This is a genomic window from Actinomyces sp., assembly GCF_030524025.1.
GTDB lineage: Bacteria > Actinomycetota > Actinomycetes > Actinomycetales > Actinomycetaceae > Actinomyces.
The window spans coordinates 149,056-173,729 of the sequence record NZ_JAUNHI010000002.1 but is presented as its reverse complement, the minus strand read 5'-3'; the positions used below and the strand labels follow the sequence as shown (position 1 = coordinate 173,729).

Below are 24,674 nucleotides of genomic sequence, written 5' to 3'. Positions count from 1 at the left end.
GCCTCAGTCCTTCCTGAACATCGCGAGCATGCGGTGGGTGACCGCGAAGCCGCCGAAGACGTTGACGGTGGCCAGCACGAGGGCCGCGAAGGCGGCGGCGCTGATGAGAGGGTCGGAGTGGCCGACCTGGGAGATCGCTCCGAGCAGGATGATGCCCGAGATCGCGTTGGTCACGCTCATCAGCGGCGTGTGCAGGGCGGGGGTCACGTTGGAGATGACGTGGAAGCCGAGGATGATCGACAGGACGAGCACGACGTAATGGCTCGTGGCCGCCTCCGGCGTGACCAGGATGAGGGCGGCGCCCACGAGGGCCGCCGCGGCCAGGCCCACGGCGCGCAGGCGCCGGGAACGGGCCTGGGCGGCGGCCGCCTGGGCCTCGGTGCGGGCGAGCTCCTCGGCCGAGGGCCCTCGCGGGGCCGGCGCCGAGGCCGAGACGGTGACCGGAGGGGGCGGCCACAGCGTCTGCCCCTCGTGGCACACGGTGATCGCGCGCACGACCTGGTCCTCCAGGTCCAGCACAAGGGTGCCGTCCTGCTCGGGGGTCATGAGCGTCAGGAGGTTGACGAGGTTCTGCCCGTAGAGCTGGGAGGCCTGGGAAGGCAGGCGACCGGCCAGATCGGTGTGGCCCACGATAGTGACCCCGCCGTCGGTGGTGATGACCTCGCCGGCGACCGTCAGCTCGGTGTTGCCGCCGGTGGCGGCGGCCATGTCGACGATGACCGAGCCCGGCGCCATCGCCTGGATCGCCTCGCGGTCGAGCAGGACGGGTGCGGCGCGCCCCGGGATGGCCGCGGTCGTGATGACGATGTCGGCCTGGGCCGCCTGCTGGGCGTAGAGCCGGGCGGCCAGAGCCGCCTGGTCCTCCGACATCTGCGTGGCGTAGCCGTCCGAGGAGGTCTCCTGGGCGGTGGGCACCGGGACGAACTGGGCGCCCATGGACCGGACCTGGTCGGCGACCTCGGGGCGCACGTCGGTGCCGCGCACCACGGCGCCCAGGGAGGTGGCCGTCCCAATGGCGGCCAGTCCGGCCACGCCGGCGCCGATGACGTAGACCGACGCCGGGGGGAACTTGCCCGCGGCCGTGACCTGCCCGCCCAGGAGCCGGCCGAAGTGCGCGGCCGCCTCGATGACCGCCCGGTAGCCCGCCAGGTTGGCCTGGGAGGACAGCACGTCCATGGCCTGGGCGCGGGAGATCCGGGGCACCGCGTCCAGGGCCAGGGCGGTGGCGCCAGTGGCCCGCAGGGACTCGATGAGCTCGGGGTTCCGGGCGGGGTCGAGGCGGCTGATGACGGTCGTGTCCGGCCCGAGCATGCTCAGGGCCTCCTCGTCGGGTGCCTGGGCGCTGAGCACCACCTCGCTGGTCCACGCCCCGGTGGGGCCGACCAGGTGCGCGCCGGCCTCCTCGTAGGCGGCGTCGGGGAAGCGCGCCCGTTCCCCGGCGCCCCGCTCGACCAGGACCTCGTATCCGAGTCGGATCATTTTCTCGACGGTCTGCGGCGTCGCCGCGACCACGGGCTGGTCAGGCCCCTCGCAGGGCACTCCTAGACGCACTGATGCTCCTTCGCGCTCGGTGGCCCGGGCCGGGTGCGGCCGGGCGGGGCAGGACGGACGATGAGAAGAACCCTAGAGGAGTGAGCCGGGCCACGGGAAGCGCTGCGGTCCGCCATCTGGAACAGATGTACCAGTTTTGTGGGATGGTGCCCCGGGTGACTCCCTCGCACTGGGAGCAACGTCGGGTGAGAGCCGGTCAGTAGCGCTGGAATTGAGCCATTCCGGGCAGGGCTCGCCGCCGCGTCGGGCGGTTGGCGATATGGGACAGGCATCTGGTACGGGTGTACCGCGCCGGCTTCACGCCTTGCGCAGCAGGACACGCCGCATCCGGTGGTCCGAGTCCTTGTCGAGCACGAGCGTGGCCCTGCCGCGGGTGGGGGCGATGTTCTCGCGCAGGTTGGCCAGGTTGACCGACTCCCACACCTCGGAGGCCGCCGCCAGGGCGATGTCGTCAGGGATCGCCGCCAAACGCTGGAAGTAGGAGCCCGGCTCGGTGAAGGCGGTGCGCTTGAGGGTGAGGAACCGGTCGAGGTACCACCGGCGGATGTCGGCGGGATCGGCGTCGACGTAGATCGAGAAGTCGATGAAGTCGCTGACCGCCAACGCCGAGGGCGCCGGGGCGTCCCGCCGGCCCCGCGGGGCGGGCTGGAGCACGTTGAGGCCCTCGAGGACAAGCACGTCGGGCCGCTCGACGACGACCGACTCCCCGGGGACGACGTCGTAGACCCGGTGGGAGTACACCGGGGCCTCGACGCGCGGGGCCCCGGACTTGACGGCTGAGACGAAGTCGAGCAGGGCCCGGCGGTCGTAGGACTCCGGGAAGCCCTTCCTGGCGGTCAGTCCCCGTTCCTCGAGGACCTTGTTGGGCAGCAGGAAGCCGTCGGTCGTCACCAGCGCCACCGAGGGCGTGGCCTCGAAGCGGGCCAGGAGGTGGGCGATGAGCCGGGCGGTGGTCGACTTGCCCACCGCCACCGAGCCCGCCACCGCCACGACGAAGGGAGTCGACATGTGCCCGGCCCCCACCTCCAGCCCGAGGAAGGCGGCCGTGCGTCGTGCGCGCTCGCGGGTGGCGGCGATGTAGTCCTCGAGCAGCGCCGTCAGGGGCCGGTAGACGGCGTCGACCTCGGCCAGGTCGATCGGGTCGCCCAGGCCGCGCAGCTTCTCGACATCGGCCTGGGTCAGCGGCAGAGGGGCCGTGCGGGCCAGCGCCCTCCACTGCTCGCGGTCGAGCTCGATATAGGGCGATGCTGCCGATGTCGGCGCTCCGTGGGCGGGGGAGCCGGTGGTGCTCACCGGCCAAGTCTGACCCATCGGTGGGGCGGTCGAGGCTCCCGGAGGGCACCGCGGTCCAGATGCCGTGCGTCTCACATCGGCGCCCGGGCCGCGCAATTGAACCTCAGGGCCGCGCGTGGTTGCATCGGACCCATGTGTGGAATCGTCGGCCATGTCGGCCCCTCGCCCGCTTCTGACCGCACGCTGACGGTGCTTATGGACGGCCTGGGCCGCCTGGAGTACCGCGGCTACGACTCGGCCGGGATCGCCCTGACCGCCCCGGGCGAGACCGATGGCCCCACCGTGGTCAAGGCCGCGGGCAAGCTCGACAATCTCCGCCGGGCCCTGGAGGAGGCCGCTCCCGCACCGGCCACGGCGGGTATCGGCCACACGCGCTGGGCCACCCACGGCGGCCCCACGACCGTCAACGCCCACCCGCACCGTGCCGGGCAGGTGGCGGTGGTCCACAACGGCATCATCGAGAACTTCCGCCCTCTGCGCGACCAAGTCGAGGCGGCCGGGCGCGAGCTCGTCTCGGAGACCGACACCGAGGTGGTCGCCCACCTGCTCGACATCGACTTCGCCCAGCGCCTGACGCAGGCCGGGGAGGTGCTCGACGAGGCAGCGGTCGCCGCCGTGCTCGTGGAGTCGATGCGTGCGGTCACGGCCCTGCTCGAGGGCACCTACACCCTGCTGGCCATCACCCCCCTGGCCCCCGGGGCGATCGTGGCCTCGCGCTCGACCAGCCCACTGGTCATCGGCCTGGGGGAGGGGGAGAACTTCCTGGGCAGCGACGTCGCCGCCTTCGTCGCCTTCACCCGGAGCGCCGCCGAGGTCGACGACGACCAGGTCGTCCTGGCCACCGCCGAGAAGGTCACCGTCTGGGACGCCGAGGGCCGGGTCGTCGATCCCCGGAGGTGGGAGGTCTCCTGGGACGCCTCGGCCGCCGTCAAGGGCGGCTACGCGACCTTCATGGACAAGGAGATCCATGAGCAGCCCACGGCGGTGGCCGACACCCTGCGCGGGCGGGTCGACGAGCGCGGCGAGCTGATCCTCGACGAGATGCGCATCGACCCGGCCGTGCTGCGCCGCGTCGACAAGATCATCGTCATCGCCTGCGGCACCGCCGCCTACGCGGGGCACGTGGCCAAGTACGCCATCGAGCACTGGTGCCGGATCCCGGTCGAGGTCGAGCTCGCCCACGAGTTCCGCTACCGCGACCCGGTGGTCAGCGAGAAGACCCTGACCGTGGCCGTCTCCCAGTCCGGTGAGACGATGGACACCATCCAGGCGGTGCGCCACGCCCGCGAGCAGGGCTCGAAGGTGCTCGCCATCGTCAACACCTACGGCTCGACCATCGCCCGCGAGGCCGACGCCGTCCTCTACACCCACGCCGGCCCGGAGGTCGCCGTGGCCTCGACCAAGGCGTTCCTCGCCCAGATCACCGCCTGCTACCTCCTGGGCCTGTACCTGGCCCAGCTGCGCGGCAACAAGTGGCCCGACGAGGTCGCCGACTACCTGGCCAACCTCGGACGGATGCCCGACAAGATCCAGCAGGTCCTCGACACCCAGAGCGAGGCGGTCCAGACGCTGGGCGCCGAGCTCGCCGACCGGCCGTCCTTCCTGTTCCTGGGGCGCCACGTCGGCTTCCCGGTGGCGCTGGAGGGCGCCCTCAAGCTCAAGGAGCTGGCCTACGTCCACGCCGAGGGCTTCGCCGCGGGCGAGCTCAAGCACGGTCCGATCGCGCTCATCGAGGACGGGCTGCCGGTGTTCGTCATCGTGCCGACCCCGCGCCGCCCGGTCCTGCACGACAAGGTCATCGCCAACATCCAGGAGATCCGGGCCCGCGGGGCGCGCACGATCGTCATCGCCGAGGAGGGCGACGAGGCCGTCATGCCCTTCGCCGACGACGTCATCCGTGTCCCGGCCACTCCGACGCTCATGTGGCCGCTGCTGACCGTCGTCCCCCTGCAGATCTTCGCGGCGGCCCTGGCCACCGCCAAGGGGCTGGACGTCGACCAGCCGCGCAACCTGGCCAAGTCGGTCACCGTGGAGTGAGGGCGGGCCGGTGGGTCCCGCACACCGCGGAGCCCGGCGCGCGATGATGAGGCCGTGAGCATGACCGGCCCCGTCCCCACCCTGGACCCCTGCGGCGCCCACCGGGCCCGCGCCATCGCCCAGGCCGAGGCTCCGCTGACCGCGGGCACCGACCGCTTCATGCAGGCCGCGGCCGCTGCCCTCGCCCGCGCCGCCGTCGAGGAGCTGCGCGGCCCGGCCCGTGCTGGCCGGTGGGAGCGCCCACGGCCCCCGGTGGCCGGCGCCCGGGTGCTCGTCCTGGCCGGCGGGGGGCACAACGGCGGCGACGCCCTGCTGGCCGGCGCCCGCCTGGCCCGGTGCGGCTGCGTCGTGACGGCGGCCCTCGTGACCGACCGCCCCCACCCCGGTGCCCTGGCCGAGGCCCTGGCCGCCGGGGTGCGCACGGCGCCGGCACCCCTCGCTGCCGAGCGGTCCCGCGCCTGGGCGGCCGGGCCCGGCGCGGGTGGGACGGGCGCGCTCGTCATCGACGGTCTGACGGGGATCGGCGCCTCCGGCCCGCTGCGCCCGGCAGCGGTCGAGGTCATCGCCCCTCTCGTGGCCGCCGGCGCACCGGGTCGTCGGCCCTTCGGCGTCCTGGCGGTCGACCTGCCCAGTGGGACAGGACCCGACGACGGGAGCCTGGCCGGCCCCGTCCTCGCGGCCGACCGCACCGTCACCTTCACCTGCCTCAAAGGTGCCCACCTGTTGGGCCCGGCGGCACGCCTGTGCGGCAGGGTCGATGTCGTCGACCTGGGACTGCCCGTGCCCGCCGGAGCCCCGCTGGTCCGCCGGCCCTCCGACGAGGAGCTCGCCGCCGCCCTGACCACCCCGGGAGCGGCGGACCACAAGTACACCCGCGGGGTGCTGGGGGTCCGGGCGGGCTCGCAGGCCTACCCCGGCGCAGCGGTCCTGACCTGTGCGGCCGCCGTGCGGGTCGGCGCAGGCATGGTGCGCCTCGAGGCCCCGGCCCGAGCCGTCGACCTCGTCCTGGCCTCCCGTCCCGAGGTGGTGGCCGCCGCTGGACGCTGCCAGGCCAGGGTCATCGGCCCGGGCGTCGAGGGCTCCGACACCGGGTGCCGCACCGAGGTCGCCCAGCTGCTCGACTCCGCCGGGACGGCGCAGCCCGCTGTCCTGGACGCCGGGGCGTTCGCGCCGCTGGCCGCGCTGGTGGGCGAGGGGCGTCGCTGCACCGAGCGGCACGTGCTCGTCCCCCACGCCGGGGAGGCCGCCGCACTGTTGACCTCCCTGGGGCGAGCCGTCGAGCGCGGCGGGGTCGAGTCCGACCCGGCCGGAGCCGCGCGGGAGTTGGCCGCCCTGACCGGCGCGACCGTCGTGCTCAAAGGCTCGCCGACCCTCATCGCCACCCCCGGGGTCCAGACGCTGACCAGCCTCGACGCGGGCCCCGCCTGGTTGGCCACGGCGGGCAGCGGCGACGTCCTGGCCGGTGTCCTGGGCGCCGTCCTGGCCGGCGCCCAGGCCCGGGCCGAGCACGGGGGACCAGCCCTCAGCCCCCTGACCTGCGCGGCGCTGGCCGTCCGGCTCCACGCCGTGGCGGGGACGATCGCCTCGGGTGACGGGGGAGGTCACCCGATCGCCGCCCTCGATCTCGTCGACCACCTGCCGCGAGCCTGGGTGCGCCTGCGCTCGGCCGGCGACCGCGGGTCCCACTGAGCGCTCGGCGAGCCGCCCGCGGTGCGGGGAGACGCCACGGCGCGCACCGGCGCACACCGGCCTTCCCTCGCCCCGGGGCGGGCGGTGGCAGAATCGGGGGGTGAGCACCTGCCCGGACTTGACCGCCACCTCCTGCGCCGTCGTCGACCTCGACGCCATCGCCCACAACGCCCACGTCCTGTCGGCGGTGGCCGGGGTGCCGTGGATGGCCGTGGTCAAGGCCGACGCCTACGGACACGGGCTGGCGCCGGTGGCGCTGACCTGCCTGCGGGCCGGTGCGACCTGGCTCGGTGTCGCCCAGCTCAGCGAGGCCCTCGAGCTGCGCCGCCTCCTGGACACCGCCGGCGTGGGCAGGCCCGCCGGGGGACCCGACGGGGTCCCCCAGCCCGAGGCACCCCGGCTCATGTGCTGGCTCGCCCCGGTCCTCGACCCGGAGGACGCCGCCCGGCCTGGCTCCGCGCTGCGCCGCGCGCTCGAGGCCGACCTCGACCTGTCGGCCTCAAGCCTCGCCCAGCTCCTCGCCCTGCGCTCGGCCTGCCGCGCCCACCTCGAGGCGGGGGGATCCCCGGGGCGCCTCCACCTCAAGGCGGACACCGGGATGTCGCGCTCGGGCGCCGTCGAGGCCGACCTGCCCGCCCTGGCCGACGCGGCCAGGGCCGCGCAGGACGAGGGCGTGCTCGACGTCGTCGGACTGTGGAGCCACCTGTCTCGCGCCGATGAACCGCGCTGCGGGTCGACCGAGGACCACCTCGCCCGCTTCCTGTCCGCCGAGAGGTGCGTGCTCCAGGCCGGCCTCACGCCGCGCGTGCGCCACCTGGCCGCCACGGGCGGGCTGCTGTGGCACCCCGATGCCCGGCTCGACCTCGTGCGCATCGGCATCGGCCTGTATGGGCTGTCCCCCAACCCGCAGGTCGCCAGCGGCCGGGACCTCGACCTGCGCCCCGCCATGCGTCTGGAGGCGCCTCTGACCCAGGTCAAGCGGATCGGCGCCGGCCAGGCGGTGTCCTACGGGGGGACCTGGACCGCTCCGACCGACCGCTGGGTGGGGCTCGTACCGCTGGGTTACGGCGACGGCCTGCCCCGCGCCGCCTCGGACACCGGGCCGGTGGCGGTCGCAGGGCTGCGCACCACCATCGTCGGCCGGGTCTGCATGGACCAGGTCGTCATCGACCTCGGTCCCGCCGTGGCGACCGAGGGCCCCGGGGCCGGCGCCGATCTGCCCGCCCCGGCCCGTGCGGGCGACATCGCGGTGCTGTGGGGCGACCCGGGGGCGGACCCGGCGGTTCCCGGGGCCGATGACTGGGCCCGTGCCTGCTCCACCATCAACTACGAGATCGTCACGCGACTGGGCCCCCGCGTGCCGCGTCGCACGACCGGCGGCTTCCGTGAGACCGTCCCCCTGGCCTGAGTCCCGCGCCCGCCCCAACCTTCAGGAGACTCCATGACCCCTACGCCGGCCGGCACGGTCCGCGTCGTCACCGCGGACGCCGACGCCACGCGCGCCCTCGGCGGGCGCCTGGCCGCTGTGCTGCGGGCGGGTGACCTCGTCATGCTCTCCGGCGGTCTGGGGGCGGGCAAGACGACTCTCGCACAGGGCATCGGTGCCGCCATGGATGTGCGGGGGAGGGTCTCGTCCCCGACCTTCATCATCGCCCGCGTCCACCCCGCCCTCGGGCCCGGCCCCGACCTCATCCACGTCGACGCCTACCGCCTGGGATCCCTCGAGGAGGTCGACGCCCTCGACCTGGATTCCTCCCTGGCCGAGTCGGTGACGCTGGTCGAGTGGGGCCGCGACAAGGTCGAGGCGCTGTCCGACAACCGCCTGGAGGTGGTCGTCGCCCGGCCCCACGGCGGTCTGGCGGGCCAGGCGGCGGAGGTGACCGACCTGGAGGACATCGACGACGGGCGGCGGGAGATCACGGTGACCGCCCTCGGGCCGCGCTGGGAGGGTGTCGACCTGTCGGGCCTTGTCGGGTGAGGCTCGTGCCGGGTCGCTACACCTCCCTCGTCCTGCTCGCCGCGGCGGTCCTCGTGGCCCTGGGCGGGCTGTGGCCGGCCGCGACCGGGAGTTCCGCGACGGCTGCGTCACTGGAGGCGGCCGCGACGGCCTCTCTGTCGACTGCCCGCGCAACGACGGCCGAGGGGGCCGCCCTGGCCCAGACCTGGGCCGATGACCAGGGAGCCGACCTGGTCGCCCGCTCCCTGGGGGCGGGGGCGAGCACGGGTCCCCTTGTGCAGGCACATGTGTGGGCCTCCGGGTTCCTCGACGGCACCTCCCCCTACGCGGCCCCACTTCCTGAGCCGGTCTGGGCGGCGGCGGTCGAGGTCGATGGTGAGCCGACGGCGGTCCTAGTCGTTCGGGTCGAGGCCGACGGCCCCTCCGATGACGCCGGAGGTGTCAGCGGGGTACTCGTCTCTGACCAGTCCCTCGCCACCGGGCTCGTAGGTCTGGACCCTCAGGCCGTGCTCGTGCGCGAGGCGGTCGACTCCGGTGGGATCAGCCGGGAGGACGCCTGGTACGCGGTGTCCAAGCGCACGGTGAGCGCCCTGGGCTCGACCGCCTCGGCGCAGCTCGCCGGCGCGGTCCCAATGGTCACCTATGCGGCCGTCCTCCGGGACCGTTCGACGCCGACGGCCACCACCGTCGAGCCCTCGGGGGCCGACGAGGGAGACTCCGACCTCATGGTCTGGGTCACCAGCGGGGGAGTGGTCCTCATCGGACTGGCCATACTCCTGCTCACCATCCGCCACGAGCGGCGTGTCATGGCCCCCCTGCGCACCTGAGCCCACCGCTTGGCAGGTCGGGTCATACATTCAGACGGTGGTCGGCAGGCATGTCCCGCCACCCTCGCGCTCGTCGGCGGCCTGTGATTCCGGGGCTGGGTCGTTGGCTCCGGGGCTCGGTGGGTGGGTCCGGGGCTGGTGACGTGAGTCCGGACTCCTGTCGCCAGCCCCGGTGCGCCCACGACCACCAACCCCACCCCGGGGAATCAATCATCTAGGCTGGGGCTGTGCGCATCGTGTCCATCGACTCCTCGCTCGGAACCCAGCTCGTGGTGGCCGGCGCCGACCCTGGGCCCGACGGCCTGCGGTTGACGGTCCTGGCTCAAGCCGAGCAGGCGGACGCTCGTCGGCACGCCGAGTCGCTGGGGCCGATGCTCCAGGCGGTGCTCACCGACCCGGAGGTGGCGGGCCAGGACCTCGACGCGGTCGTGGCCGCCACGGGGCCCGCTCCCTTCACGGGGCTGCGCGCCGGCCTGGTCGCCGCCAGGGCGCTGGGACGCGCCAGGGGACTGGCGGTCCACGGCGTCCCCAGCCTGGACGCGGTGGCCCGAGCCGCCCTCGACGAGCTGGCCGACGACGGTGCCCAGGGGCCGGCCGCTGGCGCAACGGTGCTCGTGGCCACCGACGCCCGGCGCTCGGAGGTCTACACCGCCCGCTACCGGGCCAAGGGGCCGGACGACGTCGACAGGCTCGGTCCCATCGAGGTCCTCACGCCCGAGCGCGCCGCCCAGGCGGGCCCGGCAGACGCGGTGGCCGGCTCGGGGGCCGCCCTCTACGACGGGATCGCGCAGGGCCGCCGGGTCCTTGCCCCGGTGTCGGGCGACGCACGGACCCAGGTCCGGATCGCCGTCACCCGCCTCGCCCAGGGCATCGTCCTGGGCACCGAACCGCTCTACCTGCGTCACGCCGACGTGCAGATGCCGGCGGGGCGCAAACGGGTCCGATGACCTTGCGCCGTGTCCGGACCGCACGGGATCCCTCCGGGCTTCCGGCGGGCGCGGTGATGCGCCCCATGACGGCTGCCGACGTCAAGACGGTCGTCGAGCTCGAGCGCGTCCTGTTCGCCGGAGAGGCCTGGAGCCGGGAGCTGATCGCCTCCGAGGTCGCCGCCGCCTGTGCGCCGGCGCCCGACCGGCGCTACGTCGTGGTCGAGCGCCGGGAAGGGGACGGCGTCGCCGTCCTGGGCTACGGCGGCCTGTGGTTCGGCGACGGCAGGGGGGACGCTGACCTGCTCAGCATCGCCACGGTGCCCGCGGCCCGGCGTCAGGGCATCGCCTCGGCCATGCTCGCCGAGCTCGTGTCCACCGCGCGAGCGGCCGGCTGCCGCGCCGTCCTGCTCGAGGTCCGCGAGTCCAACCAGGCGGCACGCACCCTCTACGCGCGCTACGGCTTCGAGTCGATCGGCACGCGACGGCGCTACTACCTGGCCCCGGTGGAGGACGCGGTGGTCATGCGGCTGGCCCTCAGCCCTGCCGCTCAGGCGGGTCCGGTGGGCGCTGAGCACATCTGAGCACGTCGGAGGCCTTTTCGCCGCTCCCTATTTGTCTGACACCCACGTCACGAAAATGTGCTCGCCGTCATGCCCGCCAGGTGCCTCCGCGGTGGGGATCCGAGGGCGGGCGCCGCTGCCGGGGCGCCACTTTTCCCCGTGCTGCCAAGGGGGGCCGACGCCGGGGCCGAGCGGGGGCTCGAAGTGGTGCCGCCCGCCGCCCGGCCTTGGCTAACCTGATGCCGTGGCCAACACTCCTGCTCCCTCCAAGAAGAAGAGGACCGCGTACTCGACGACGGTCTTCATGAAGCGCCTCATGGCCTGGTCGGGCCTCTTCTTCCTCGTCTTCGTCCTGTTCCACGCCTACGGCAACCTGCACTACTTTGAGGGCGAGATCGCCTACGACCACTACGCCTACTTCCTGCGTGAGCTGCTCGTGCCGATCCTTCCCCACGGCGGCGTGCTGTGGATCCTGAGGATCGGCCTGCTCGTGTGCCTCCTGGCGCACGCAGGCAGCGCCTTCCACCTGTGGGCGCGCAACCGCAGGGCGCGCGGCACCGACAAGTATGCCGTCAAGAAGGCCGGCGCGGAGTACTTCGCGTCCCGCTACGCGATGCGGACCATGCGCTGGGGCGGTGTCATCCTCCTGGCCTTCATCGTCGTGCACATCCTGCAGTACACGACCCTGCACTTCACCCCCGGGGGCGAGTACGTGCACGGGCGGGCCTACATGAACATGTACTACGGCTTCCAGCTGTGGTGGGTCTACCTCATCTACGCCGTCGCCCTCGCGGCGCTGTGCCTGCACGTGTGGCACGGGGTGTGGTCGGCCCTCCAGACGCTCGGGGCCACCCGCGGGGGGACGGTCCCCCTCATCCGCCTGGTGGCCTTCGTCGTCGCCTTCGGCCTGTTCGCCGCCTTCATGATCGTCCCCACCGCGATCCTCTTCGGGCTCACCGACGTGCCCATGGACGCGGCCGAGTACGCGATGAGGGCCGCCGAGGCCGGTATCGGATCTTCCCACTGAGAGCCACTGAGAGTGAACCCCCATGACTGAGCTCATCGACGGCCTGTACACCGAGGGCGAGAAGATCGCCGACACCAAGGCCTCCCACGACGTCCCGATCTCCCGGCGCTGGGAGCAGCGCAAGTTCGACGCCAAGCTGGTCAACCCCGCCAACCGCCGCAAGCTCGACATCATCGTCGTCGGCTCGGGCCTGGCCGGTGGCGCGGCAGCCGCCTCACTGGGTGAGCAGGGCTACAACGTCAAGGTTTTCTTCTACCAGGACTCCGCCCGGCGCGCCCACTCCATCGCCGCCCAGGGCGGCATCAACGCAGCGAAGAACTACCGCAACGACGGCGACTCCGTCCACCGTCTGTTCTACGACACCGTCAAGGGCGGGGACTACCGCGCCCGCGAGGACAACGTCTACCGCCTGGCCGAGGTCAGCGCCAACATCATCGACCAGTGCGTGGCCCAGGGGGTCCCCTTCGCCCGCGAGTACGGCGGCCTGCTGGACAACCGCTCCTTCGGCGGGGTGCAGGTCTCCCGCACCTTCTACGCCCGGGGCCAGACCGGCCAGCAGCTGCTCATCGGCGCCTACCAGGCGCTGGAGCGTCAGGTCAACGCCGGCACGGTCACCGAGTTCCGCCGTCACGAGATGGTCGAGCTCATCGTCGTCGACGGCCGGGCCCGAGGCATCGTGACCCGGGACATGGTCACCGGCGAGATCGACACCCACCTGGCCGACGCCGTCGTGCTGGCCACCGGCGGGTACGGCAACGTCTTCTTCCTGTCGACCAACGCGATGGGCTGCAACGCGACGGCGGTGTGGCGTGCGCACCGCAAGGGCGCCTACTTCGCCAACCCCTGCTACACCCAGATCCACCCCACCTGCATCCCGCAGTCGGGCGACTTCCAGTCCAAGCTGACCCTGATGAGCGAGTCGCTGCGCAACGACGGGCGCATCTGGGTGCCCAAGAAGGCAGAGGACTGCGACAAGGACCCGCGCGAGATCCCCGAGGAGGACCGCGACTACTACCTCGAGCGGATCTACCCTGCCTTCGGCAACCTCGTGCCCCGCGACATCGCCTCGCGCCAGGCCAAGAACATGTGCGACGAGGGCCGCGGCGTGGGCCCGGCCATCAAGGAGCGGGACGCCGCGGGCAATGAGCGCCTCATGCGCCGCGGGGTCTACCTCGACTTCTCCGAGGCCATTGAGCGCCTGGGCGTGGCCGCCGTCTCGGCCCGCTACGGCAACCTGTTCGAGATGTACCAGCGCATCACGGGGGATGACCCCTATGAGGTGCCGATGCGCATCTACCCGGCGGTCCACTACACGATGGGCGGGCTGTGGGTCGACTACGACCTGGAGTCCAACATCCCCGGCCTGTACGTGGCCGGCGAGGCGAACTTCTCCGACCACGGCGCCAACCGTCTCGGGGCTTCCGCGCTCATGCAGGGCCTGGCCGACGGCTACTTCGTCCTGCCGGACACGATGAACGACTATCTCGCCGACATGCTGCGCGAGGGCAAGGTCGACCCCCAGGCCCCCGAGATCGAGCGGGCGCGGGCCTCGGTCCAGGACCGCATCGACCGGCTCATGGCCCTGCGGGGCACCCGGTCGGTCGATGACTTCCATATGGCCCTGGGCCGTATCATGTGGGAGTACTGCGGCATGGAGCGCCGGGAGGCGGGTCTGCGCGAGGCGATCGTGCAGATCCGGGACCTCAAGGAGGAGTTCTGGCGCGACGCGCGTGTCACCGGCGAGGCCATGGAGCTCAACCAGGCGCTGGAGAAGGCCGGGCGGCTGCTCGACTTCTTCGAGCTGGCCGAGCTCATGTGCATCGACGCCCTGCACCGCCGCGAGTCCTGCGGCGGGCACTTCCGGGCCGAGTCCCAGACCCCGGAGGGGGAGGCGCTGCGGCACGATGATGAGTTCCTCTACGTCGCCGCCTGGGAGTGGGGCGGGGAGGGCCGGCCACCGATCCTTCACAAGGAGGACCTCATCTACAAGGACATCGAGCTCAAGCAGCGGAGTTACAAGTGAACATCAAGCTCAAGATCTGGCGCCAGAAGAACCAGGCATCCCCCGGCCGCTTCGAGGAGTACTCCCTCCTCGGCGTCGAGGAGCACATGAGCTTCCTCGAGGTCCTCGACCTGCTCAACGAGCAGCTCTTCGCCGAGGGCAAGGAGCCGGTGGCCTTCGACTCGGACTGCCGCGAGGGCATCTGCGGCCAGTGCGGCGTGGTCATCAACGGTCAGGCGCACGGGCCGATCCGCTCGACCACCTGTCAGCTGCACATGCGTCACCTGGCGGAGGACCCCTCCTTCAAGGACGGCTCGACCATCACGATCGAGCCGTGGCGATCCACCGGTTTCCCGGTGCTGCGCGACCTCATCGTCGACCGTTCGGCCCTCGACCGCATCATCCAGGCCGGCGGCTACATCTCGGTCAACACCGGCGCCGCCCCCGAGGCCCACGCCGCGCCGGTCCAGAAGGAGAAGGCCGACGCCGCCTTCGAGGCGGCCGCCTGCATCGGCTGCGGCGCCTGCGTGGCGGCCTGCCCGAACGCCTCAGCGATGCTGTTCACCGGCGCCAAGATCGCGCACCTGGGGCTGCTCCCGCAGGGCCAGCCCGAGCGCCTGGCCCGCGTGGTCTCCATGCTGGGCCAGCACGACGCCGAGGGCTTCGGCGGCTGCACGAACATCGGTGAGTGTGCCGCCGTCTGCCCCAAGTCCGTCCCCCTGGAGGTCATCACCTGGCTCAACCGGGACCTGGGCCACGCCCTGTGGAAGGGGCAGAAGGCGCACGCCTGACCGAGGACCGCTCCGGGGGTCCCGGCAGAGATCTGCGGGGTCGCCACCCGGCAGGTGGGGGAGCACGCTCGGCGTCGGCCCCGGGGTGTCGTGTCCCCCCGGCGGGTCTGATGGCGCCCCGGGTCGGCCGCCGGGCCCGGGTGCTCGGCCCGCCCCGTGCGGCGGCTAGGCTTGGGCACCGTGAGTGAAGCACTGATCCTGGGCATCGAGTCCACCTGCGACGAGACCGGCGTGGCCCTCGTCCGCGGCCGGGAGCTGCTCGGCGACGTCGTGGCCACCTCGATGGACGAGTATGCGCGCTTCGGCGGGATCATCCCCGAGATCGCCTCGCGGGCACACCTCGAGGCATTCGTCCCCACGCTCGACGCCGCCCTCGAGGCCGCCGACGTGGACATCGCCGAGGTCGACGCGGTGGCCGTGTGCGCCGGCCCGGGGCTCATCGGGTCACTGACCGTGGGTGTCTCAGCGGCCAAGGCCCTGGCCGTGGCGCTGGACCGGCCCCTGTACGGCGTCAACCACGTCATCGGGCACCTCGCGGTCGACGAGCTGGTCGACGGCCCGCTGCCCGAGCGCTTCATCGGCCTCATCGTCTCGGGCGGTCACTCCAACCTCTTGCAGGTGACGGATATCGCCACCGACGTCGTCGAGCTGGGCGGGACCCTCGACGACGCCGCCGGGGAGGCCTTCGACAAGGTCGGCCGCCTGCTCGACCTGCCCTACCCGGGCGGCCCTCATGTCGACCGCCTCTCCCAGGACGGGGACCGGGAGGCCATCCGCTTCCCCCGGGGCCTGGGGGCGGCCAAGGACCGGGAGCGCCACCGCTACGACTTCTCCTTCTCCGGCCTCAAGACGGCCGTGGCCAGGTACGTCGAGTCCCTCCAGGACGCCGGTCGCGAGGTCCCCCGGGCCGATGTGTGCGCCGCCTTCTCCGAGGCGGTCAACGACTCCCTGACCGCCAAGGCCGTTCAGGCCTGTCTCGACCACGACTGCTCGACCCTCGTGGTCGGCGGCGGCTTCTCGGCCAACTCGCGCCTGCGCGAGCTCGCCGCCGAGCGCTGCGCTGCGGCAGGTATCGAGCTGCGCCTCCCGCCGCTGCGTTACTGCACGGACAACGGCGCCCAGATCGCCGCCCTGGGCGCCGCGGCCGTGCGCGCCGGGGTGGCGCCCTCGCCGATGGACCTCGCCCCGGACTCCGGCATGCCCCTGGAGGTCATCGTCGCCCGTTGAGCGGCCGGCTCAGGCCGAGGCGCACAGGGCCCGGATCTCATCGGGCAGCAGCGGGCGGCCGGCGCGCAGCTCGGCGAGCATGAGCCGCACGGCGGCGTCCTTGGAGCCACCGGCCGCCTCGGTGGCGGTCATCTGACGCTGGTAGGAGGCGCCGGCCTCGAGGGTGGCGCGCACGCCCTCGAGCTCCCTCGCACAGCCCAGGTCCTCGGCCACCGGCGCCAGGTCGGTGAGCATCCGCGCCACCGTGTCCGTGGCCAGCTCCTCCTCGCCGGCGGAGTCGATGATGAGGATGGCGTCCATCCCGTAGCGCGCCGAGCGCCACTTGTTCTCATCGACGTACCAGGGCGGCAGGACGTCGAGTGTCTCGCCACGGTCCAGGCGCCGCGAGAAGTCCTCGACGAGGCACTGGGTGAGGGCCGCGATCCCCGCCAGCTCGGTGAGGTTGGTGGCCGCGTCGCAGGAGCGCACCTCGATCGTGCCCAGGCGGGGGGAGGGGCGCACGTCCCAGCGCACCTCGGTGAAGTCCTCGATGACGCCGGTGTGGACCATGTCTCCGGCGTAGGCCTCGAGGGCCTCCCACGTGTCGAGCTGGTGGGGGGCGCCGGCGGTGGGCAGCTGTTGGAACATCATGGCGCGGTTGTCGGCGTAGCCGGTGTCCTGCCCGGCCCAGAACGGCGAGGAGGCGCTCAGGCACTGGAGGTGGGCGGTGCGGGTGAGCAGGGCCGACAGGATCGGCAGGACCTTGTCGCGGTCCTCGATGCCCACGTGCACGTGGGTGCCGAAGATGAGCATCTGGTGACCCCACAGGCGGGTGCGGTCCACGAGGCGGGCGTAGCGCTCGGCGTCGGTCACCTTCTGAACCAGGGGGTCGGCGAAGGGGTGGGTCCCGGCGCTGGCCAGCTCGACGTGGAGTGGTCCGGTGGTCGGCAGGAGCCGGTCGAAGGCCAGGGCGATGTCCTCGACGCACTGGGCGACGGTGCGGCGCGCTCCCGAGACGAGCTCGACGGTGTTGAGCATCATCTCCCCGTGGATGTGCGGGTCGTCGCCCACCGAGCCGAGGATCTCCGAGGCGCACTGGCGCAGGTCCAGGCAGTCACGGTCGATGAGCTGGAGCTCCCACTCGATGCCGAGGGTGGAGCGCGCCGAGGTCGCGAAGGGCAGGGCCGCGCGGTGGACGCGACGGGACTCGTGGGCCACGGGTTCCTCCTGTTGCTGGCTGGATCGCTGGTTGGGTGACGGTGATCCCGGCCGACCCCGCCGGCGGGGCCGGCCCGGGCCGAATACTCACCCGGTGGGGGCCTGCTCCCGCGGCTCGACGACGAGGACGGCGCCCCTGCCCCCCGACGAGGCGCCCTCGCGCGGGCCCAGACGCGTGAGGAGCCAGGTCTCGGAGCCCTCGCCGCGCAGGTGCAGGGAGGCGCGCAGCGCCTCGGGGGGCAGGTCGACCCCGCGCTTGTGGATCTCGAGGCGGCCGATGTCCTTTTCCCGCACCCGGGCCTTGAGGGCCTTGAGGTGCAGGGGGAGCACCTCGCGCAGACGCCACGACCTGACGAAGGGGGCCAGCGCCTGGGTCGGGGCCAGGTCTCCGGTGAGGTAGGCGATGCGCTCCCCCACCGGCGCCGCCTCCAGGGCGTGGGCGAGATGGGCGACCAGCCCGGCTCGGATCGCGGCGCCGTCGGGCTCATGGACGAACTCGCCCAGCTCCTCGGCGCCGCCGATCGGCTCGGCCTGCGCAGGAGCGGTGGACGGGTCGGCGCACTCGGTGTCCGCCAGGACGTGGGCGTGCCAGGAGTCGTCCTGTCCCCTGCGCAGCGCCAGGGCGGACCGTCCGGGGCCCTCATGGGCCAGAGGGCCGAACCACAGCCCCGCCTCGACCACCTGTCCCTCGACGCTGACCCACTGGGCGTGGCAGTCGGCGGGCAGCAGGTCGTGGGCCAGTCCCGGGGAGACCTTGACCCCGAGGGCCTCGACCTGCTCACGCAGCGCCAGGACCCGGCTCAGGGGCGGTGACCACTGCTCGGGGTCGGTCAGCCGCCGTCCCCGGCTGCGGCGGGCGGGGTCGGCGAACACCCCGTCGACGCCCTCGGCCGCCAGGTCGATCTCCAGGGCGTCGGCGCAGCGGACCTCGGCGTCGGGGAAGGCCATGAGGTTGACTGTCGCCAACGCGGCGGTCGTCTCGTCGTGCTCGACCGCCAGGACCGACAGGCCCAGGCCCGCCAGCGCCATCGAGTCCCCGCCGATGCCGCAGCCCAGGTCCGCCACCCGCGTCACCCCGGCGCGGGTGTAGCGCGAGGCGTGGTGGGCCGCCACCGACAGGCGCGTGGCCTGCTCGAGGCCGTCGGGTGTGAAGAGCATCCGGGCGGCGAAGGGGCCGAACTTGGCCTCGGCGCGACCGCGCAGGCGCTGCTGGGTCAGGGCGGCGGCGACGAGGCCGGGGGAGTGCCCCTGCTCCCGCAGGGCCTGGCCCACGGCCAGGGGATCGAGGTCGTCGTAGGGGGGCAGGGAGCCGAGCAGTGCCCAGCCCTCCGGGGTCAGCAGCGGGGCGAGTGTCGAGTCGTCCATCGGTACGATCATGACACGGCGGGTGTCAGCGGGGTGGGACGTCACGCCTTCGGGGCCGTCATGGCGGGTGGTGCACACCACCGGCGAGACCCGGCGCGTCGAGGTGACGCGCGCCGGTACGGTCCGGAAGCCTGCTGAGGCTGACAGCGGGGCGGCCGGTGCCGACCGGCACTGGCAGCGCCGGGAGGGAGGACCAGATGGCTCGCATGGCTGCGGTGGCTCGACGCCTGACACTCCGCCGGGTGCGGTGGGTGCTCGTGGCGGTCGCCGGGCTCGCCCTGGCGTTCCTTCTTGTTCCCAATGCCTGGGTGTGGGCGGCCTCCGCCGGGCGCACTGCCGACCTCGGGGCCGAGGACGACACCTCCTCCGCCCCGGTGGCCATCGTCCTGGGCGCCTCGGTCTACGCCTCGGGCGACCCCTCGCCCTGGCTGCGCTACCGTCTCGACGCGGCCGCCGAGCTCTACGAGTCCGGCAGGGTCGAGGGGATCCTCGTGTCGGGGGACAACGCCCAGGCGGAGTACAACGAGCCCGTCACCATGCGCGACTACCTCGTGTCTGTCGGGGTGCCGAGCGAGGCGATCGCCATCGACTACGCGGGCTTCGACACCTACGACACCTGCGTGCGCGCCCACGACATCTTCGGGGTCGAGCAGGCGGTCCTCGTCAGCCAGGACTTCCACGTCCCCCGGGCAGTCGCGGTGTGCCGGGCGGTGGGGATCGACGCCACGGGTGTCGGGGACACGCGGGCCACGGCCAACCGGAGCACCTGGGTCCGCAGCTGGGCACGCGAGCGCCTGGCTGCTGTCAAGGCCGCCTGGGACGTCCTGTCCGACCGCACCCCCACGATGGGGGACCAGGAGACGAGCGTCGAGGAGGCGGTGGCCTGGACCCGGGAGCAGCGCCGCGGCGCGGACGCCCAGAGCGCCGCCACGCCCTCGGCCGGCGCCGCTGCCTCGGCCGGCTCCCCGGCGACCTCCTCAGCGACACCGCAAGCCGGCCCTTCGCCGTCGGGCCACTGACGGGCCACTGACAGGCCCCTGAACGCCGATGGCGAACCGGGCCGACGCGCTTGGCACTCGCGTTGACTGAGTGCTAATTGTCCGCGTAGATTTCGTGCCGACGCGGGACGTGCCCCGGCACGGTCCCACGGCTCGCACCCGGTCCGTGCCCGGCCGACCCCCGCGACGGCGGTCGAGTGAGCGCGGGTGCAGCGCACTAGTCATGTCATCCAGTACGCATTGAGTCCGTACGCAAGTCACGCACAGCGAGAAGGGGAGGCCGATATGTCGATCTCCATCAAGCCGCTCGAGGACCGCATCGTCGTCCAGACGGTCGAGGCCGAGCAGACCACCGCCTCGGGCCTGGTCATCCCGGACACCGCCAAGGAGAAGCCGCAGGAGGGCAAGGTCGTGGCCGTGGGCCCCGGCCGCGTCGACGACTCCGGCAAGCGGATCCCGGTCGACGTCGCCGAGGGCGACATCGTCATCTACTCCAAGTACGGGGGCACCGAGGTCAAGTACGCCGGCGAGGACTACCTCATCCTGTCGGCCCGTGACGTGCTGGCCGTCGTCACCCGGTGAGCCACGCCCACTGAGCCGAAGCGCTCGGGGCGCTCACCGCGCGCCCCGACAGACAGCCCGCCCGGCTGTGCTGCCCAACCGCAGCGCAGCCGGGCGGCTCGTTGCTCAGGCGACCGGCTCCCCGGGGGAGCGTCGGCGCCGGGCGAGCACCGCGCGGCGCTCCTCCTCGGTCATGCCGCCCCACACCCCGTAGGGCTCATGGGTGGACAGGGCGTGCTCCCGGCAGATCTCCAGGACCTCGCAGGAGCGGCACACCGCCTTGGCCCCCTCGTCCCGCCTGCGCCGAGCCGACCCCCGTTCGCCCTCGGGATGGAAGAAGGTCGTCGAGTCCATCCCCATGCAGGCGCCGCGGTACTGCCACTCCCACAGTGCTGTGATGGGCCCCGGAAGCCTGGCGCTGTCGCCCATCGTGCTCAACCCTCCTTCGCGCGGCGCTCCAGCATGCATGCGTCTCATACAACAGTAGGTACAGGAACGTCTTCCGGGCAAGGCGTAGGCCTGGACTTTCTCGCGGTTTAGCGGTCATTTCGCTCTCAGAGTCAGAGTTCGGCGCATGTCAGGGGAATGCGAGGACATGACGTTCGATGGTCAGTCTCACGCATCTCATGTCATGCCGCACCTTTGTCCGGTGGGAGGCGGTGGGTGGCGTGGGCCTGGCGGCGTGGGGCCGGTGGCCACGGCTCGCGGCGTGGCGCGCCGCGTATGGCTCGTTCCGCTCGGGCCGCATACGATGCGTCACGTGAGCGACTCGATCACCAGCCCCGAAGTCTTCGCCCCCACCGCTTTGACCTACGACGACGTCCTGCTCCTGCCCAGGCTCACCGACGTCGCGCCCTCGGAGGTGGACACCACGACGCGTCTGACCGGGAGGATCTCCCTGGCGACTCCGCTGCTCAGCGCCGCCATGGACACGGTCACCGAGGCCGCCATGGCCATCGCGATGGCCCGTCAGGGCGGGATCGGGATCCTGCACCGCAACCTGTCGATCGAGGACCAGGCCCAGCAGGTCAGGCGGGTCAAGCGCTCGGAGTCCGGCATGGTCTCGGACCCGGTGACGGTGGGCCCCGACGCGACGATCGCCCAGCTCGACGAGCTGTGCGGCCACTACAAGGTCTCGGGGCTGCCGGTCGTCGACGACGGGGGCAATCTGCTGGGCATCATCACCAACCGGGACCTGCGCTTCGTGCCCCCCGAGCAGTGGGGCACGCTGACCGTGCGGGACTGCATGACGACGCGCGAGCGGCTCGTGACCGGCTCGACCGGCATCTCCCGCGAGGACGCCAAGGCGCTGCTGGCCGAGCACCGCATCGAGAAGCTGCCCCTCATCGACGAAGCCGGTCACCTGACGGGCCTGATCACCGTCAAGGACTTCGTCAAGACCGAGCAGTACCCCCAGGCCACGAAGGACGAGTCCGGCCGCCTCGTTGTGGGTGCGGCCGTGGGCTACTGGGGCGACACCTGGGAGCGTGCCGAGGCTTTGGCGGAGGCGGGGGTCGACGTCATCGTCGTCGACACCGCCAACGGGGGCGCCAGGCTGGCCCTCGAGATGGTCGCGCGCCTCAAGAACGACTCGGCCTTCGCCGGGATCGAGATCATCGGGGGCAATGTGGCCACCCGGGAGGGCGCCCAGGCGCTCATCGACGCCGGCGTCGACGCCGTCAAGGTGGGTGTCGGGCCGGGCTCGATCTGCACGACCCGGGTCGTCGCGGGGGTGGGCGTTCCCCAGGTGACCGCCGTCTACGAGGCCGCCAAGGCCTGCACGCCCGCCGGGGTGCCGCTCATCGCCGACGGCGGGCTGCAGTACTCCGGCGATATCGCCAAGGCGCTCGTGGCCGGCGCGGACTCGGTCATGCTCGGCTCCCTGCTGGCCGGGTGCACGGAGTCCCCGGGCGACCTCGTCTTCGTCAACGGCAAGCAGTGGAAGCGCTACCGCGGGATGGGCTCCCTGGGGGCCATGAGCTCGCGCGGCCGCGCCTCCTACTCCAAGGACCGCTACTTCCAGGCGGATGTGACCTCGGACTCCAAGATCGTTCCCGAGGGCATCGAGGGGCAGGTGCCTTTCTCGGGTGCCCTGGCCGACGTCGTCTACCAGCTCGTCGGCGGCCTGCACCAGTCGATGTTCTACGTCGGCGCGCGCACGATCCCCGAGCTCAAGGCCAACGGTCAGTTCGTGCGGATCACGAGCGCGGGGCTCAAGGAGTCCCACCCGCACGACGTCAAGATGACCGTCGAGGCCCCCAACTACGCCGGACGGGAGTGAGCCGGGTCCCGCCCCGGGGCGCCACCCGGTTGCCGGGGTGGGGTCGCCGGGGCGTCACACGCCCTCGGGCAGGGGCCAGGAGGGATCGGCTCCCGGGCGTCCCGGGTTCTGGCGGGCCAGCCAGCGGTTGAAGGACTCGGCCCACCGGCGGTGCTCCCGTGCCTGGAAGGCCATGAGATCTGCCAGACCCATCCCCGCCAGGCGGGGGTGGCGCCGGGCCATCTCCTCCAGGAGGTCGAGGGCGGCGGCCACGTCGACCTCCGCGGTGTGCAGGGTGGAGTCGGTCCGCACCCCGTAGAACCGGCACAGATCCTCCAGGCGGCGCTTGCCCTTGCGGTAGCGGTCCACCGCCCGGTCCAGCACGAGGGGGTCGATGACCGGCCCCAGGTCACGGCCCAGGCGCTCGCGGACCGTGGGCAAACCGTGGCGGGCCAGCTCGCTCTCCATGAGGGTCAGGTCGTAGGAGGCGTTGAAGGCCACGACCGGCACCTGCTGGGACATCGCTGAGGCGAGCCGCTCGGCGACCTCCGCGAGGACCTCGGCCACGGGCCGCCCCTCGGCGCGGGCCCGCTGCGTGGTCACCCCGTGCACGGCGCTGGCCCCCGGTGGGATCTCGACGCCGGGGTCGGCCAGCCAGGTCTCGACCCGTTGGACGCGCTCGCCATCGGTGCAGGCGGCGTCGCGGGACACGAGCGCGGCGGTGACGAGGCGGTCGGCCCGGGGGTCGACACCGGTGGTCTCGGTGTCGAAGCCCAGGACCGGTCCGCGCGGCCAGGGCAGCGACGGAGAAGTGGTGCGGCCGGGGTGGTGCTCGTTCATGACCGGCAGTGTGCCACCCGGCGGCGACACGCATCCGCCGGCTTCGCGGAGGGGCTCGCGGTCGAGGGTGGTCGGTGGGGGGCGGATGGCGGGGTTCTCCGCCTTGGACCCACACCCTCCCCGAGATCGGGACATATGACACCGTGAGATCGGGACATATGTCCCGATCTCGGCGAGGAGGTGGGCTCCGGACTCGTGACGTCGGCCCCGGACTCGTGTCGCCCGGCCCGTGCCCCCACCCCTTGGACCTACTCATCTAGACTCCGGGGCATGAGCGCAGAGATCGAGATCGGACGCGCCAAGCGGGCTCGTCGGGCGTACTCCTTCGACGACATCGCCCTCGTCCCCGCCCGGCGTACCCGGGACACCCGCGACGTGCGCGTCAGCTGGCAGGTGGATGCCTACCATGTGGACCTGCCGGTCATGGCGGCCCCCATGGACGCGGTGATGAGCCCGCAGACCGCAATCCTCGTCGGGCGTCTCGGCGGTATCGGCGTGCTCGACCTCGAGGGCCTGTGGACCCGCTACGAAGACCCGAGCGAGGCCCTGGAGCGGATCCGCGCCGCCTCCCCCCAAGAGGCGACACGGGTCCTCCAGGAGGTCTACGCCCCGCCGGTGCGCCCCGAGCTCATCACCGACCGGCTCGAGCAGATCCGGCGGGCCGGGGTCGTCGTGGCCGGCCGCTTGAGCCCCGGCGGCACCGTGCGCCACTGGCGCACCGTCGTGGAGGCCGGAGTCGACCTGTTCGTCATCCGCGGGTCGGTCGTCTCGGCCGAGCACGTCTCGGGCAGCACCGAGCCGCTCAACCTCAAGCGCTTCATCTACGAGCTCGACGTGCCGGTCGTCGTGGGCGGGGTGACCACCTACACCGCCGCCCTCCACCTCATGCGCACCGGTGCCGCGGCCGTCCTCGTGGGCCAGGGCGGGGGCGCCTCCTCCTCGATCCGGCAGGTCCTGGGGCTCCACATGCCGATGGCCACGGCCGTGTCCGACGTCGCCGCCGCCCGACGCGACTACCTCGACGAGTCCGGGGGACGCTACGTCCACGTCGTGGCCGATGGCTCGGTGGGCAGCTCGGGCGACGTCGTCAAGGCGATCGCCTGCGGCGCCGACGCCGTCATGCTCGGGGCGGCGCTGGCCCGTGCCGAAGAGGCCCCCGGCGGGGGCTACTACTGGGGGCCCGAGGCCCGCCACGAGCGCCTGCCGCGGGGCTACCGCAGCGTGGTGGGCACAGTCGGCACGATGGCTGAGATCCTCAACGGCCCCTCCGACCAGGCCGACGGCACCCTCAATATCATGGGGGCGCTGCGCCGCACGTTGGCGACCACGGGCTACTCCGACGTCAAGGAGCTCCAGCGCGTCGAGGTCGTCCTGGCGCCCTACGACCCCGACTGACCCGGACCGAGCCCGGACCGATCCCGGGCTGACCCCGACTGATGCGGCGGCGTGCCGGCGGGGTAGTGGGACGGTGGTGGGACGGGTGACGTCATCGTCGTGTGATATTCGATCGTCACATCGACCCCAGTCGAGGGCGTTGTCAGGTACTGTGAACTCTGACATCAG

The 24,674-nt window shown here is 72.7% G+C and carries 21 protein-coding genes; 15 read left to right on the top strand and 6 right to left on the bottom strand.

All coding sequences use genetic code 11. The features are described 5' to 3' along the window. Positions 1 to 3 precede the first annotated feature (3 nt). Both Q4C85_RS01900 and coaA read right to left on the bottom strand, forming a co-directional pair. A complete protein-coding gene (locus Q4C85_RS01900) occupies positions 4 to 1,551 on the bottom strand; it encodes a Re/Si-specific NAD(P)(+) transhydrogenase subunit alpha (RefSeq protein WP_303139007.1) in 1,548 nt (515 codons plus the stop codon). Between the two features lie 297 nt (positions 1,552 to 1,848). Further along, positions 1,849 to 2,844 carry a type I pantothenate kinase gene (gene coaA, locus Q4C85_RS01895; RefSeq protein ID WP_303139005.1) on the bottom strand — a complete coding sequence of 332 codons (996 nt, stop codon included), beginning with the start codon at positions 2,842 to 2,844 and terminating at the stop codon, positions 1,849 to 1,851. Positions 2,845 to 2,976: 132 nt separating this feature from the next. On the opposite strand from coaA, the gene glmS reads away from it, so the two are divergent. The 11 genes from glmS to tsaD all read left to right on the top strand — a co-directional run bounded on the left by glmS (position 2,977) and on the right by tsaD (position 15,890). Further along, positions 2,977 to 4,881, top strand: a complete 1,905-nt coding sequence (gene glmS / locus Q4C85_RS01890; RefSeq protein ID WP_303139004.1) for a glutamine--fructose-6-phosphate transaminase (isomerizing) — start codon at positions 2,977 to 2,979, stop codon at positions 4,879 to 4,881. Positions 4,882 to 4,941: 60 nt separating this feature from the next. Next, entirely contained in the window at positions 4,942 to 6,570 is a 1,629-nt protein-coding gene (locus tag Q4C85_RS01885; protein ID WP_303139071.1) for a bifunctional ADP-dependent NAD(P)H-hydrate dehydratase/NAD(P)H-hydrate epimerase, read from the top strand. 100 nt (positions 6,571 to 6,670) lie between these two features. Beyond that, the gene (gene alr / locus Q4C85_RS01880; RefSeq protein WP_303139003.1) at positions 6,671 to 7,978 is read left to right on the top strand and encodes an alanine racemase; all 1,308 of its coding nucleotides are present in this window, start codon (positions 6,671 to 6,673) and stop codon (positions 7,976 to 7,978) included. Positions 7,979 to 8,011: 33 nt separating this feature from the next. Beyond that, the gene (tsaE, locus tag Q4C85_RS01875; protein WP_303139001.1) at positions 8,012 to 8,548 is read left to right on the top strand and encodes a tRNA (adenosine(37)-N6)-threonylcarbamoyltransferase complex ATPase subunit type 1 TsaE; all 537 of its coding nucleotides are present in this window, start codon (positions 8,012 to 8,014) and stop codon (positions 8,546 to 8,548) included. Between the two features lie 5 nt (positions 8,549 to 8,553). Then, a complete protein-coding gene (locus Q4C85_RS01870) occupies positions 8,554 to 9,354 on the top strand; it encodes a hypothetical protein (RefSeq protein ID WP_303139000.1) in 801 nt (266 codons plus the stop codon). Between the two features lie 227 nt (positions 9,355 to 9,581). Beyond that, positions 9,582 to 10,301 carry a tRNA (adenosine(37)-N6)-threonylcarbamoyltransferase complex dimerization subunit type 1 TsaB gene (tsaB, locus tag Q4C85_RS01865; RefSeq protein WP_303138998.1) on the top strand — a complete coding sequence of 240 codons (720 nt, stop codon included), beginning with the start codon at positions 9,582 to 9,584 and terminating at the stop codon, positions 10,299 to 10,301. A 65-nt stretch (positions 10,302 to 10,366) separates the two neighbouring features. After that, positions 10,367 to 10,864, top strand: a complete 498-nt coding sequence (rimI, locus tag Q4C85_RS01860) for a ribosomal protein S18-alanine N-acetyltransferase (RefSeq protein WP_303138997.1) — start codon at positions 10,367 to 10,369, stop codon at positions 10,862 to 10,864. A gap of 283 nt (positions 10,865 to 11,147) precedes the next feature. Next, a complete protein-coding gene (locus tag Q4C85_RS01855; protein ID WP_303139069.1) occupies positions 11,148 to 11,870 on the top strand; it encodes a succinate dehydrogenase cytochrome b subunit in 723 nt (240 codons plus the stop codon). Positions 11,871 to 11,892: 22 nt separating this feature from the next. Then, complete coding sequence (locus Q4C85_RS01850) at positions 11,893 to 13,893, top strand: fumarate reductase/succinate dehydrogenase flavoprotein subunit (RefSeq protein WP_303138996.1); 2,001 nt, start codon at positions 11,893 to 11,895, stop codon at positions 13,891 to 13,893. Further along, entirely contained in the window at positions 13,890 to 14,663 is a 774-nt protein-coding gene (locus Q4C85_RS01845; RefSeq protein ID WP_303138994.1) for a succinate dehydrogenase/fumarate reductase iron-sulfur subunit, read from the top strand. Before Q4C85_RS01850 ends, Q4C85_RS01845 begins: the two co-directional genes overlap by 4 nt. Positions 14,664 to 14,843: 180 nt before the next feature. After that, the gene (tsaD, locus tag Q4C85_RS01840) at positions 14,844 to 15,890 is read left to right on the top strand and encodes a tRNA (adenosine(37)-N6)-threonylcarbamoyltransferase complex transferase subunit TsaD (protein ID WP_303138993.1); all 1,047 of its coding nucleotides are present in this window, start codon (positions 14,844 to 14,846) and stop codon (positions 15,888 to 15,890) included. A gap of 9 nt (positions 15,891 to 15,899) precedes the next feature. Here tsaD and Q4C85_RS01835 read toward each other — a convergent pair whose 3' ends face one another. After that, entirely contained in the window at positions 15,900 to 17,087 is a 1,188-nt protein-coding gene (locus tag Q4C85_RS01835) for a glutamate--cysteine ligase (RefSeq protein WP_303138991.1), read from the bottom strand. Positions 17,088 to 17,174: 87 nt separating this feature from the next. Further along, positions 17,175 to 18,452, bottom strand: a complete 1,278-nt coding sequence (locus tag Q4C85_RS01830) for a class I SAM-dependent methyltransferase (protein WP_303138989.1) — start codon at positions 18,450 to 18,452, stop codon at positions 17,175 to 17,177. A gap of 197 nt (positions 18,453 to 18,649) precedes the next feature. Here Q4C85_RS01830 and Q4C85_RS01825 point away from each other — a divergent pair, with 197 nt between their 5' ends. Together Q4C85_RS01825 and groES are read left to right on the top strand one after the other, a co-directional pair. Further along, the gene (locus Q4C85_RS01825) at positions 18,650 to 19,471 is read left to right on the top strand and encodes a vancomycin high temperature exclusion protein (protein ID WP_303138987.1); all 822 of its coding nucleotides are present in this window, start codon (positions 18,650 to 18,652) and stop codon (positions 19,469 to 19,471) included. 264 nt (positions 19,472 to 19,735) lie between these two features. Then, complete coding sequence (groES, locus tag Q4C85_RS01820; protein ID WP_303138985.1) at positions 19,736 to 20,032, top strand: co-chaperone GroES; 297 nt, start codon at positions 19,736 to 19,738, stop codon at positions 20,030 to 20,032. Positions 20,033 to 20,137: 105 nt separating this feature from the next. Here the strand turns inward: groES and Q4C85_RS01815 are convergent, their stop codons facing one another. Then, the gene (locus Q4C85_RS01815) at positions 20,138 to 20,440 is read right to left on the bottom strand and encodes a WhiB family transcriptional regulator (protein ID WP_303138983.1); all 303 of its coding nucleotides are present in this window, start codon (positions 20,438 to 20,440) and stop codon (positions 20,138 to 20,140) included. 322 nt (positions 20,441 to 20,762) lie between these two features. On the opposite strand from Q4C85_RS01815, the gene guaB reads away from it, so the two are divergent. After that, a complete protein-coding gene (gene guaB, locus Q4C85_RS01810; RefSeq protein WP_303138981.1) occupies positions 20,763 to 22,292 on the top strand; it encodes an IMP dehydrogenase in 1,530 nt (509 codons plus the stop codon). Positions 22,293 to 22,346: 54 nt separating this feature from the next. Here guaB and Q4C85_RS01805 read toward each other — a convergent pair whose 3' ends face one another. After that, the gene (locus Q4C85_RS01805; protein ID WP_303138980.1) at positions 22,347 to 23,111 is read right to left on the bottom strand and encodes an exonuclease domain-containing protein; all 765 of its coding nucleotides are present in this window, start codon (positions 23,109 to 23,111) and stop codon (positions 22,347 to 22,349) included. 270 nt (positions 23,112 to 23,381) lie between these two features. Here Q4C85_RS01805 and Q4C85_RS01800 point away from each other — a divergent pair, with 270 nt between their 5' ends. Next, on the top strand, positions 23,382 to 24,506 hold the full coding sequence (locus tag Q4C85_RS01800) for a GuaB3 family IMP dehydrogenase-related protein (RefSeq protein WP_303138978.1): 1,125 nt from the start codon (positions 23,382 to 23,384) through the stop codon (positions 24,504 to 24,506). Positions 24,507 to 24,674 lie beyond the last annotated feature (168 nt).